At 44.6% G+C, this 13,597-nt stretch carries 6 protein-coding genes; 5 read left to right on the forward strand and 1 reads right to left on the reverse strand.

The window, feature by feature from the left end:
* Window positions 1–29: 29 nt before the first annotated feature.
* The 5 genes from G8O23_RS04395 to folE all read left to right on the forward strand — a co-directional run bounded on the left by G8O23_RS04395 (window position 30) and on the right by folE (window position 12,892).
* Complete coding sequence (locus G8O23_RS04395; RefSeq protein WP_166362187.1) at window positions 30–1,064, forward strand: hypothetical protein; 1,035 nt, start codon at window positions 30–32, stop codon at window positions 1,062–1,064.
* Window positions 1,065–1,159: 95 nt separating this feature from the next.
* Window positions 1,160–2,332, forward strand: a complete 1,173-nt coding sequence (locus tag G8O23_RS04400; RefSeq protein WP_166362189.1) for a hypothetical protein — start codon at window positions 1,160–1,162, stop codon at window positions 2,330–2,332.
* 18 nt (window positions 2,333–2,350) lie between these two features.
* The gene (locus G8O23_RS04405) at window positions 2,351–11,644 is read left to right on the forward strand and encodes a T9SS type A sorting domain-containing protein (protein WP_166362191.1); all 9,294 of its coding nucleotides are present in this window, start codon (window positions 2,351–2,353) and stop codon (window positions 11,642–11,644) included.
* A gap of 109 nt (window positions 11,645–11,753) precedes the next feature.
* Complete coding sequence (locus G8O23_RS04410) at window positions 11,754–12,173, forward strand: 6-pyruvoyl trahydropterin synthase family protein (protein ID WP_166362193.1); 420 nt, start codon at window positions 11,754–11,756, stop codon at window positions 12,171–12,173.
* An 80-nt stretch (window positions 12,174–12,253) separates the two neighbouring features.
* Window positions 12,254–12,892, forward strand: coding sequence for a GTP cyclohydrolase I FolE (folE, locus tag G8O23_RS04415; protein ID WP_166362195.1), 639 nt, complete (start codon window positions 12,254–12,256; stop codon window positions 12,890–12,892).
* Between the two features lie 24 nt (window positions 12,893–12,916).
* Here the strand turns inward: folE and upp are convergent, their stop codons facing one another.
* The gene (gene upp / locus G8O23_RS04420; RefSeq protein WP_166362197.1) at window positions 12,917–13,567 is read right to left on the reverse strand and encodes a uracil phosphoribosyltransferase; all 651 of its coding nucleotides are present in this window, start codon (window positions 13,565–13,567) and stop codon (window positions 12,917–12,919) included.
* Window positions 13,568–13,597 lie beyond the last annotated feature (30 nt).

Here is a 13,597-nt window from a genome sequence, read left to right on the forward strand (position 1 = left end):
TCGATTATGTGCCCAATTAAAATACATCAATGAAAAAGCAATTGCATCAAATTAGTAGAATAGTGCTTTTAGGGGTATTTGTGCTCATGGGAGCTACGGGATGGACTCAGAATACCTGCTCCGATCAGCTGCGGTTAGCGCAGCGTAAGTACGATAGTGGACTCCTCGACGATATTCCATCAATAATAGAGCCGTGCCTAGAGCGTGGATTCACCAAGGAGGAGAAGGCCAATGCCTATAAGTTGCTTATCCAAAGTTACCTGTTTAGCGATTTGCATGACCAAGCCGATAACGTTATGCTTAGGTTTCTACGCGAGTTTCCCGAGTATCGCATCGCCCCCAACGATCACACAGAGTTTGTTAACCTACACCGAACCTACAGAACAACGCCTATTATGAAGATTGAGGCCAGCATTGGAGTCTCACTAACGTTACCCTGGGTGCTAGAGTATTACGGCCCTGAAAACTTGAGTGTGCCCAACGTGTCGTACGCCTCTTCTTCCGGAATTACGCTTGAGGGGAATTATATCGACCAGCTGACTGGTGATTTTGATATTAGCCTGGGGCTTTCTTTCTCATTCCTTAGGATTGGATATAGCAATGATGTTTACGACTACACAAGTACATCGGCGGTTTTTCGCCAATCATACATTGGAGCCCCATTGGCGGTAAGGTATAACAAGAAAATGCTGGGCGTAAATATGTTTGCTAAGGGAGGGGTAGAGCCAGTTTTCATGCTTTCGTCAACCATCGGTTTTACTCGTGACGTTCTTGCTGCTCAGGATCCAATATCGGGAGACGAGAATGTACTTGGGCAGCAAAGGTGGTTCGATGTTAGGCCGATTGTTTCAGTGGGAGCAGATTTTAGCATTGGGGGAGCTCAGCTCTTTGTTACTGCAGGATTTCGCTTTGGTACAATTAATCCAACGCAAAAATCACTACGCTATAGTAATGACGATCTTTATCAGAAGTACTACTTCATCCCCGATGATTACCTTACTCATCAGGCCTTTATTAGCTTTTCATACGTATTCTCAGTGTATAGTCCCAAAAAAATATTTTAGAAACAGCGCATATGAATTGGATAATATTTGACACGACTAGCAATCCCCAAAAGAAAATGTTTTGGTGGCCGAAAAGTGTTGGGACGGTTTCAGCATTGAGAACTAGTCAGAAAAAGATTGCTCACCTTAGCCATTGCCTTTTACTACTTTTAACCATTGCCCTTTCCGCATGCAGTAGGGAGATTTCAGATTCTCAGACCCAGAACTTTATTAAATTCTTTGGCGGAGGACAAAACGCCGAGGGATTTGATATGGTTGAGGTGCCTGATGGTTATATTTTTGCAGGCTTCAATACCACAACGCAATTTAAGAAGCAGGTGTACGTTGTTAAAACCGATAAGGCTGGAAATGCCCTGTGGGCTAGGCAGTATGGAACAGCTCAAGCCGATGAGGCAGTTGTTGTAAAACCATTTAACGACGATATCTACCTGCTTTGCAACTCGAAAAACGATATCACAAGCTTAACCACATCATACCTACTAAAGCTGAATAGTAAGGGCGATTCGTTAACTTCATTCCCCTTTGGGGAGGCGACCTATTCGCTTGTCCTAAACGACTTTCTTGTTGAGGAGTCATCTATCTATGTAGTGGGTGAATCCTATCAGAACTCTCCAACCCAATCCGATTACTTTTTTGGACGGTATGATCATCTCGGAAGTCCCGTGTGGGAGCCAAAAACATTTACATCCTCAGGAAATCAGGTGTTTAGCAGGGCTTTCCATAGCTCCAACGGAAACATTATTGCTGTGGGAACAAATTCTGCGGTAATTGGCAGTGGTTATACTCATATTGCTATGGTTGAGTTCACTTCCCAAGGACTCCCTATTTATAATGTGAACCTACCCTCAGCTGCAAATTATTATTTTGGTGATGCTTTTCTCCATGATAACCATTTGGTAATTGCATACAACACGATATCTCAAGGCAACTTCACCGCCGAAGTTGTTTGCGTTTCAGCGTCAAGTTATCAACTTGTATGGCAAGCCGAAGCTAGCATAGATAAAGAGATTAAGGCACTTACAAAAGGCTCTGATGGAACTATTGCCGTGTTTGCTGAACAGGGTGCCCAAATTCATCTGTACCAGCTAAACGAGCAGGGCCACATCATCCTATCGAACGATGAGGTAAAGAGCATGTTGGGATATGTGGAAAAAGCAATTTCCACATCCGATAAGGGCTGGGCTTTTATAGGCACAACTGCCCCAGAGTATGGTACCATGATGCAGGTTGTTAAAACCGATGCCAATTTATTTCTTTTTGAACAGTAATTATAGGAGAGTGAGATTATGAAGACTAAGAGATTTTTAATGCTGATAATATTGTTCCTGTCCGGAACCCTAGCCTATTCGCAGCTTACTGTCACCATCGAATCTGCTACAACTAGTCCAACTAGTTCTTCGCCAATCCAAATTACAATTACATTTAGCGGTGGCCTTCCTGTTACAGGTTTTGAGTTGGCTGATATTTCGGTAGTTAATGGAACTGTATCGAATTTTAACAATTCATCAAACCCCATTTTCACTGTTGATATTACCCCAGGTTCAGAGGGAATTGTAACTATAGATATTGCAGAAAATGTAGTTGAAGAGACCAATAGTGTTGCATCGCAATTTAGTATACTTTACGACATTACAGCACCTAATGTAACAAGCATTGTACGTAAGGATGCGGCACCGGAGTTGACAAATGCAGCCAGTGTCGATTTTACAGTATCTTTCGATGAGCCCGTTACGGGTGTTACCATTGACAACTTTAGCTTGAGTGGATTAGGCGCCACAGGCGCAAGCATTTCCACCGTGTCAGGTTCGGATGATGAGAGGTTCGTTACTGTAATCACGGGTAATGACGGTGGCCTTGAGCTAAACCTTTCTGTAGTAGATGGTATTAAGGATGCTGCTGGTAACGTTTTGGCCGAAACCCATTCGGGTGATGAGGGTTATTTGGTTGATAGAACCGCTCCAGGAATCCCCACTGTAACTGGTCCCACGCTAACAAACAATGCTAAGCCAACATGGGAGTGGAGTCAGCATGGCGTAAACCCTGGCAATGGAATATTCCGCTACGGTTATGCCGAGGGAACTTGGATTGAACCAGAGACAACAAATACAACTTTCACCCCCGACACTGATTTGAATTCTGGAACTCACACGCTTTTTGTTCAGGAGCAGGACGATGCGGGCAACTGGTCGCTTTCAGGCAGCCATGCCATTGAGGTTGATCTGGTACCGCCAGCAGCTCCATCGATAAATGGGATAGTTGATGGTTCGTTTACAGTCAACCAACAGTTTACCCTCACAGGTGTCGAGGCAGAAGCCACAGCAAAGTATAGCCTCGACAATGGAGCAACCTGGGAGGTCTATTCAGAACAGGTAACCCTTTCGTTAGACGGCGAATATAATGTGGTTGCATACCAAACCGACAAGGCTGGGAACGACTCACCTCCTACTGCAACCATTACGGTAATAATCGATAGAGTAACTGAGACACCTTCCCTTTTGAGTCCGATAAGCAATTCGTATATAAACGCCGATATTGAGTTGGGGTTCGAACTGCCCGAGGATGCTGCTGCTGGCTCTGTGAAAATCACGTTTAGTACACCCGACAAAGTTGATCGGGTATTGACACTTAACAACCTGAATGGGTTTGAGGAACAAGGGATCCATTATTTAACTCTTAATGGGGAGAAACTCGATGATAATCCTAATGTTCAGTCGTACACTGGATACGACTACCTAATTGATGGGCTTATCTATACTGTAAAAGTAGAGTACCAAGATGTACTGGGAAATAGTACAGCCACGGCTACTAACGTGAATATTCAGTATAGCTCAACCAACCCCGAGGCTAGTTTCTCGGCCATTTCCCCTAATCCAACTAACATCGCCGTTGGGGATGTTGTTCTAAACTTTACAAAGTATGTAAAAGCCAACGAGGTTACTTACAACGATTTTAATCTTACGCGTGATGGCGAAGATGTTACTCTTAACAATACTTTACCGATATCTCATAATAGCGATTACTACTATAACACTTATTATTCAAATCCATTTACTCTCGATTTAACCGGTTACACAGAAGTTGATGGGAATTATGAGCTAACGCTGGTTGCCTCTGGCTCAGGAATAGTGGATTGGTATGGGAATCCCATTCAGAATAATGCCACTGTAACCTGGACAATGGATGGCACACCGCCCACACTATTGCCGGTTACCATCAGTTCTAACAATGCAAATCCCTCGTTTGCTTCGGTTGACGATGAGATAATGCTATATTTTGAAGCCAATGAGGTCATCATTGTCAACTCGGTGAGTATTGGAGGGATGGCTGCCGATGTTTTTAACTTGAATGGGAATAAGTGGTTGGCATTTATTACAGTTCCATCGGATTTTGCTGTTAGCGGAGAGGTGCCTTTCGAAATTTCCTGCACCGATATGCTAGGGAACACAAGTATAGTAACCCAAACCAGCAATGAAAGCAAGGTTATCTTTGATGTTGTGCCACCACAGGTTATTAACGCCACGGTTTCTGATGGTTTATACGGAATTGGTCAAAATCTTGATCTTGTCCTTACCTTTAACGAGAAAGTGCTTGTTTCGGGAGTTCCAAGTGTCTCTTGTTCAGTTGGCGAAAATAATCTTTCGGCAGCCTACATTAGTGGCTCAGGTACATCCAACCTTACATTTCGATATACTGTTGTTGAGGGCGACCTTGATGCTGATGGGGTTGAGCTTGGTGATGTAATCCTATTAAACGGAGGAAGCATCTATGATTTGGCAGGCAACGATGCCAACTTATCTTATACCCCACCTTTAACCAATAACGTTAAGGTAGATGGTGTTCGTCCTGTGGTTATCTCAATAAATACCCTAACACCAGCGCAAACCATAACCAACGCCAATAGCTTGGTGTATAGGGTAACCTTCAGTGAGAATGTTTCAGAGGTTGGTGTTGGTGATTTCACCCTTGCTACAACGGGCTCGGCCACAGGCCTTGTTGCTTCTGTTTCGGCTGCCTCAGGGACTGTGATTGATGTAACCCTTACAGATGTTTCGGGTGAAGGAACCATTCGGCTAAATCTAAAGGACAGTAATACAGGAATAATAGATAATGCTGCAAATGCGATTGCAGGTGGGTTTACTACGGGTCAACAGTATACTATCGACAACACACCGCCAACAGTTCTGCTTAGCGATAACCACTCAGGGGCTCTTGTCAAGAAGGGGGATGCGGTTATAATACGCGCGACATTTACGGAGGCGAATCAGATAAAAGAGTCTTTGCAACCCGTAATAACAATATCCGAAGAGGGTATTAGCACTGCAATGGCACGGATTAGTAACCTGGAGTGGGAATACGAATGGACTGTTAGTTCAGAGGGGAATGGTGATGTTCAAGTTACCATTCAGGCTTATGATTTGGCTGGTAATGAATGCGCACCTGCCACAGGCAAAACAGCCTATACTCTTGACAATACCCCACCCAGTCTTGTTACGCTTTCTATCCTTTCAGATCAGACCAACGCTCACTGGGCAAAAGCGGAAAGTATAGTAACCATAACCTTTACATCCACGGAACCCATAAAGAATTTGGATGCAACTATTCTTGGTAAACCACCTACCACACTTCACAATGTATCTGGCAATAGCTGGCAACTAAGCTACACCATAGCTGGTGATGAAACTCTGCTGGGTGTTGATAAAGAGGTTGACTTTAGCATTGCTTTTGAGGATCTGGCTGGTAATGCCGCCTTGTATAGTCAGGATGATGTTGTTGGCCTTGGTGTAACCCTCGATATTACTCCTCCTGCATTGTCACCAGTAACAATAAACTCCGACCACTCAAATCCCGATAGAGCAAGAGTTGGCAGCCTTATTACAGTGCAGGTTGAAGCCAATGAGCCCATTGAAAGGGTGACGGCAACTGTAAATGGTAGAGTTGCCATAGCAGAAGAGTTTGATGCGTTGAACCATATTTGGTATGCATACTACTATATGCGCGACGCCGATGTGCATGATACCGATGTTGCTTTTAGTTTTACTTGCTACGATTTGGCTGGTAACATAAGCGTGGCTAACGATATTACTAGTGGTAGTAAGTTGCGATTCGATAAGGTCAAGCCAACTATTGGAGATGTTACAATATCGTCTAATAATTCGGTTTCTCCTCTTACTCATACCGCGCTAAACGATGATGTAACTATTAGCTTTAGCACTTCGGAGGATGTTGAGGACCCAGTAGTGCTTATAAATGGGCGCAGTGGGTCGGTAGTAGGAGGGGGGCAGAGTTGGACCGCTTCACGCTCAATGGATAATGATGATGTGGAGGGCATAGTTACCTTTACGATTGATGTGACTGACAAAGCCGGAAACGAATCTGCCACCAAGTTTACAACCGACGATGGTACCTCCATTGTGTTTGATAAAACACCTCCCCAAATTATTTCAGCACAGGTAAATCATGGGGTGTATAAAGTTAATGATTTAATCAGCATAGCTATTCAGGCCGATAATAGCAATTACTCGGCAACTACTCCAACAGTGAACGGGTATTCAGCCGTATTTACCAACAATAGCAATACTACCTACACGGTTAGCTATACTGTGGAGGAAGGGCATAGTGACCTATCTGAATCAGCCATTCTGCCTGCTGAAATTGAGTTGCAAGATAAGGCAGGAAACACTACACTTATTTCGCAAGCCAATGTTAATAGTGGCTCAATAGTAATTGATGCCAATACGCCCCAGGTGTCGACTGTTGAGAGTGTGAGCACTACTGGTGAGCATCTAAAGGTGGGCGATCAGATTATCTTCACGTTAACTCTTGTGAACCCAGAAACAGGGCTAGCAATTTATCCCTCAACATACAACGGAGAGCCCATCCTATGGTTGCCCGATGCATTGGGCGCAACATATAGCGCAACATACACTATTGCCGATGGAAACGAATCGCACTCATCACCTCCTGCCATTGCCCCAATCACAGCCACCGATATCGCTGGTAATACAAGCATTCCCTATACCTATAGCGGAATTGATGATAAGCCAATTTACGCATCGAACCCAACGGCTACCATAACAGGCACAACCACTAAATGCGACGATGGGGTAACGACCCCCATCCTATTCGAATTTGTTGGTTATCCGCCCTTTGCCTTGACCTACAGTAATGGAACCGATGTGGTTGGTCCAATTAATGTCACAGGTTTATCATACGAGATAGAGGTTGAAAGTGGCGAATACACCATTGTCAACTTAGTTGACTCTAAGGGCAACGCTACAACCACAGCATTGCAGGAAGCCATCATTACCGTTAATCCCTTACCGCTAGTATCCTTGAATATAATTGGATCGCTGTACAATGTCAACGACCCACGGGTCGATTTAAAACCATATGCAACCCCCGCTGGGGGAGTGTTCTCCGGTGATGGTGTTAGCGCCAATGGTTTCTTTTACCCGTCGATGATAGAGGTTGATGGCGATGACCAAATTGTACCCATAACTTACACTTATACCGATGTAAAGGGTTGTCAGAACTCAGCCACCCAGAATGTAGCCGTATCAACAGGAGGCGCAGTTGTTGAAGGTGTCCAATCCTCCTACTGTCAGTACGATTTGCCTGTTGATGTACTGGGTAAGAATCCCAATAGTATTGTAGGTTGGTTCGATATTCCAACATCAGCGCATGGCTGGGTAGACCACGGGAATAACACCCTAACCATTTCTCCGCAGGAGTTTTTTGCTGGCGAACACACCATCATGTACTACTATGTTGATGGAGGAACAACTTTCGATGCCCAGCGTACCTTCGTGATCGATTCGGTTGGAGCAAATATTGATTTTGGCCCATTACTTCCTAGTTACTGCTCAAACGATAATGTTGTAAGTATCCAAGCTCAAAACCTATACCCCTCAGGTGGTTCAGGTTTTTTCACTGGCCCACCCAGTGGATTTGGAACACAGACTGGTTCTAATCAAGCCACTTTTGAGCCATCAATGGTTAATGATTTTGACGAAACGTACGAAATATCATACTACTACCAATCTCCTAGAGGGTGCGTTTCCAAAACAGTAACTAAAGAAGTTGTTGTTAATTCTGTTCCGGTGTTGGATTTTAGTATTAGAGATAATTACAACTATAACGAAGCCCCTGTAACGCTTTCAGGGAACTTTTCAGGAGGTGTCTTTTCTGCTACAGGAGGAATCGTGGTCGATAATATTCTTTACCCAAACCGAAGGGATCCCGGTTCAATTAATATTACCTATTACTACCAAGACCCGATTACTGGTTGCTCCAACTCGTTAGTTAAACCAAGCCGTATTCGTGAAGCCACTGAGGTAATCGAAGGCTTAGATAATGTATATTGTTATTCAAAGGATATTATAAACATTTCTTCACAGGTTACCGATGACGCATTGCTTATTGGTGAGTTTATTAGCGATAAGGGTGGAATAGTTTCTGTATCTGGCAATACGGCTGAGTACAGCATTGCCGAGGCTGGAAATGGAACAGACCGGGTTACCTTTAGGTATATCATAGGTGAAACTCCCTATGAGGTATCAACTACTGTTCTGATAGACTCCATCGGGCCAGTGTCAATAACTGGACTAGCCGAGCATTACTGTGCCGATAGCAAGCCTGTAGAAATTAGAGGGTACTTGGAGAATGCATTGCAAGGAACAAGAAGCCTGTTCTACACTGGGGATCCATCAGCATTCAGTAGTACAGGAAGCGTTGCAACTCTTTCGCCTGCATTGGAGACTCCTGGTAGCTACGATGTAACCTTTGAATTTACATCTGTTGCCAGTGGTTGCAGTCGCGATACAACTTATTCCTTCGACATTCACCCTTTGCCACTGGTTTCTACCACCATTCCCGATTATTATAATGTGGATGCAGAACCTCTAATCCTTCAGGGGTTCCCTGCTGGCGGACTGTTTACAGCCGAACGTGGGGTCTCGGGTAACGAGTTTTACCCTGCGGTAGCAGGAGCGGGAGCTCATAATATTTTATATACCTATTCAGATGAGTATGGGTGTGTAAATTCATCGCTACATTCCATTGTTGTTGTTGGAGCCGATGGTGAGATTTCTATGCCCAACTTTGCTTGCATCGACTCCAATCCAATTACCATTACAGCAACTACTGGAAATGGCTTAGTGGGTGAGTTTATAGGGAAGGGTATTGTCAATACCGGTGATGGTGAGGCAACGTTTGATCCAGCTATAGCCGGTAAGGGAGTTCATAACATCACTTATAAATACCTGTTCGCTGCGGATGGGGTGACTGAACTATTTCTAAGTAGGAATATTGAGGTGGATAGCCTTGGCCTTGTCGAGATTTTTGGACTTGAAGATGTGTATTGTCATAGCGATCCTTCCACACTGCTTACAGCATCGCCAGCAGGTGGAATATTTACTAACACTGAGTATTTGGTCGTAAATCGATTTTATCCTTCGTTGGCAAGCACCGAGAGCCTAAACCCAGTTTCCTATACTTTCACCAATAATCGCACGGGTTGCTCTATTACTGGCGCAATGGAGGTTGATGTTAGGCCAGTGCCTAAGGTTAGATTCAATGTGGAGCAGTCCTGCTCCGATTTACAGACAGACCCCGTTCAGTTTGTAAACAACACCGTATCTGTCGATCCCGTATCAGCATGGCAATGGAGTTTCGATTCACAGGGGTTTGCCACTTCTACCGAGGAGAATCCAAACTATTTGTACTTGACCTCAGGTTCAAAGCAGGTTACGCTAATTGCAACCACGACATTTGGGTGCCAAACCCGAATAGATTCCATTGTAAACATTGGTTTAGTGCCCAAAGCAAACTTCACCCGCGAGAATGAATGTTTTAATAATCGAGAAGTCGTTTTGGTAAGTACAGTCGGTTCAGCAAGTATTGTGAACTATAGGTGGGAACTATCCGATGGGACGACCTACGAGGGCGAAAGCCTTAACACCATTGGCCATATGTTTCCGGCAGTGGATACTTATGATGTAAAGTTAGTAATTACATCGAAAGAGAATTGCAAAGACTCCATTGTTAAAGCCATAAGGATACTTCCGTTGATAAAGTTTGACGCTGTCGACGGTAGCTATTACTTCGAGAATTTTGAGTCAAACGATGGCAATTGGCTGGCACGAGGGCTCTCCGAAGGCGATACCTATTCATGGCGCTTAGGACACCCCAATGGTGATATTATTAATAGCCCTTCATCAGGCGAAAATGCATGGTTTACAGATGTTGACCTGGCTAACCAGGCAGTAGAACAATCGCAGGTAGTAAGCCCCTGCTTCGACTTAAGTGGTCTGCAAAGGCCCATGATGAAGTTGGGAATATGGTCATCACCGGTTGCTGGCCGTAATGGCGCTGTTGTTCAGTATTCAATCGATGATGGAAAGACATGGGTAACTCTGGGAGAGCAGGAGTCCGGGATTAACTGGTACAACTCCTCATCCATCCAAAGCCAACCCGGTGGGCAGATTACTGGCTGGAGCCGAGATGCTATGGATAGCTGGGCAACTGCTCGCCATAGCCTCGATGAGCTTAAGGGTAAAACCAACGTAAGATTCCGAATTGCTTTTGCAGCCGATGGTTTGGCAATTGACTACTTTGATGGTTTTGCTTTTGATGATGTTTGGATTGGAAACCGCGAGCAGAATTTATTGGTTGAGTATTTTACCAATACCACCCTGCTGTCCACTGCTCAAGCCAACACTAGTATGGCACTGCTTGAGGATGAGAATGAGCTGGATGTAGTACCTATACACTACCATACCGATAGCCCTTACGGTGATCCAATATTTGAACTGTACCCCTCAGGTATCTCTGCTCGACAGCTATATTATGGGGTAACCGGAATTCCCTATGCCTTGGTGAATGGAACCGAGGAGTTTAGCTTCTCATCCTTTGAACAGAACCAGACTAACATTGTAAATATTGAGCGATTAAAGGATCCAGCAATAGCTATTTCTGTACACGGGACAGCTAGTAATTCTTTGGATATCACTTTAAGCATTGAAGCTCTTGAACCGATTGACAACCAAGAACTAGTAGTTCACTGTGCTGTTGTGCAAAAACTGTTTGTGTTAGACCAAGCAATGCAAGGTCAGGATGAGTTTAGCAACGTGATCAGACAGTTCATTCCCGATCCTGGAGGAACTTGGCTTAAGAGCAACTGGAGTAAAGGAGATAAGGAAAACCTTTCGTTAAGTTGGCCAATACCTCCGCAATTGAATAAGGAACAGCTAAGCGTTGTGGTTTTTGTGCAGAATGTTTTAAACCACAAGGTTTACCAAGTGCAAACGGTCAAGCTTTCCGACATAAGCACATCATCCCATCTAGAGCAAACGTCAAGCATATCCTTGTATCCTAACCCGGCAACATCATCGGTGCGCCTTGTTAGCCCTAGCCAAATGGAGCAGATTACTATAATTGACGCTTCTGGGCGCGTGCTTAGGATTGCTCGGGCAAATAGTACGCAGGTTGATATTGATGTCAATGCCTTGAAACCCGGTATGTACATAGTTCACGTTAAGCATCAGGGTGGGTTTGAAGCACTGAAGTTTGTTAAAAAGTAGTTAATTGCGTAAAAACGGCACAGCATGAAGGGGAAACCCTTTGCATGCTGTGCCGACTTTTACTAAATTGCTCCATGTTTTATTTGATGCTATAACTAAAAGTTCAACTATGCCCATAGCTTATCTTACCCGCCGAGAACGATTCGCATCAGCGCATCGTCTATTCCAGCCAGGGCTTTCCAACGATGAAAATCTTAATCTTTATGGGCAGTGCTCGCATCCCAACTGGCATGGGCATAACTACGAGCTGTTCGTTACCGTAAGGGGCGAGGTGAATCCCCAAACAGGTTTCGTATTAAATCTTAAAACCCTTAGTAGCATACTGAAAGGAAAGGTGATTGAAAAACTGGATCATCGTAATCTGAATGTTGATGTTGACTTTCTTGAGGGCTTGGTGCCTACAACCGAAAACCTTGCCATAGCCATATGGGCCTGTATAGAGGATGATATAAACGCAATGGGAGCCAAGCTCCACTGCATTAAGGTACAAGAGTCTGAAAATAATTTCATCGAGTACCGCGGCGAGTAGTTTGTCGCCAATTCCCTGCTTTTTTAATTTGATTTATGGTACTTTTGCAGGATTACAGCAATACATAATTCTTTTTTTCAATGGAAATAGTTAACGACGGTGCTTTTGTTCCCGATAGCGAGGGGTACGAGAAGATAGAACGTTGGAACTCTGAAAACACCAAAAAACTGGCCGATCACTACAAGGCAATAATTGAGTTGCTTGGTGAGGATGTTAGCCGAGAAGGCCTGCTCGATACGCCTGTCCGTGTGGCCAAGGCCATGCAGTTTCTAACCCATGGCTACAATGTCGATCCTGGCAAGATAATTCAGTCGGCTAAGTTTAAGGAGGATTACCGGCAGATGGTAATTGTTAAGGATATTGAGATCTACTCAATGTGCGAGCATCATATGATTCCCTTCTACGGGAAGGCACACGTGGCATACATTCCCAACGGATACATCACGGGGTTAAGTAAAATTGCTCGAGTGGTAGAGGCTTTTGCTCGTAGGCTCCAGGTTCAGGAGCGGCTTACAGTTCAAATTCGCGACTGTATTCAGGAGAACTTGAACCCCTTGGGAGTTGCTGTGGTAATTGAGGCTGGACATATGTGTATGCAGATGCGAGGCGTGCAAAAGCAGAACTCGGTTACTACCACATCGGCATTTACGGGTATCTTCTTATCGCAGAATAAAACTCGCGAGGAGTTCGTTCACCTTATTGGCACTAAGCTGCACTAGGCTTATCCGAGTAGGTAGTGTAGCCTACTCCTTGCTTCCGTAGGCTAGGTCTCCTGCATCGCCCAATCCCGGAACGATATACGACTTTACGGTTAGCTCATCGTCCACTGCCCCAAGCCATAGGGTTACGTTTTTGTTCATCAAGTTTTTACGAGTATACTCAACACCCTCCTTCGATGCAATAATTGCAACAATATGGGTGTGCTTGGGTGTACCTCGCTCGAGCAGCGCCTGGTAGGCTAGCACCATCGATGATCCTGTGGCCAGCATGGGATCGGCAATAATTAGTGTCTTGTTATCGATAGAAGGGCATGAGAGATGTTCGAATTGTATCTTGAAGGTTCCGTCCTTGCTATACTTTCTGAAGGCCGATATGAAGGCGTTCTCCGCATGGTCGAAGTAGTTGAGAAATCCATTGTGCATTGGGAGCCCTGCCCGCATGATGGAGGCAACAACCACACCATTCTCGGGTACCTGCATCTCGGCAACTCCAAGCGGTGTTTGGGCTTGAACTGTTTTATACTCTAGATCCTTGCTTATTTCGTATGCAAAAACCTCGCTAATGCGTTCAAGGTTTCGCCTAAAGCGCATGCTGTCGTTCTGCACAGAGGTGCTTCGGATTTCGTATATAAAGCTGTTCAGAATTGAGTTGGAGGAGCCTAGTTCCCTTACCATAGGAGATGATTTTGATGATGTTGAAAGTAG

The sequence above is a fragment of the Perlabentimonas gracilis genome (assembly GCF_011174675.1).
GTDB classification, from domain to species: domain Bacteria; phylum Bacteroidota; class Bacteroidia; order Bacteroidales; family Tenuifilaceae; genus Perlabentimonas; species Perlabentimonas gracilis.

What these genes read in the sequence shown, in the direction of transcription:
- G8O23_RS04395 (WP_166362187.1), top strand. Translation starts at nt 30, where the DNA reads ATGAAAAAGCAATTGCATCAAATTAGTAGAATAGTGCTTTTAGGGGTA.
- G8O23_RS04405 (WP_166362191.1), top strand. Translation starts at nt 2,351, where the DNA reads ATGAAGACTAAGAGATTTTTAATGCTGATAATATTGTTCCTGTCCGGA.
- G8O23_RS04410 (WP_166362193.1), top strand. Translation starts at nt 11,754, where the DNA reads ATGCCCATAGCTTATCTTACCCGCCGAGAACGATTCGCATCAGCGCAT.
- folE (WP_166362195.1), top strand. Translation starts at nt 12,254, where the DNA reads ATGGAAATAGTTAACGACGGTGCTTTTGTTCCCGATAGCGAGGGGTAC.
- upp (WP_166362197.1), bottom strand. Translation starts at nt 13,567, where the DNA reads ATGGTAAGGGAACTAGGCTCCTCCAACTCAATTCTGAACAGCTTTATA.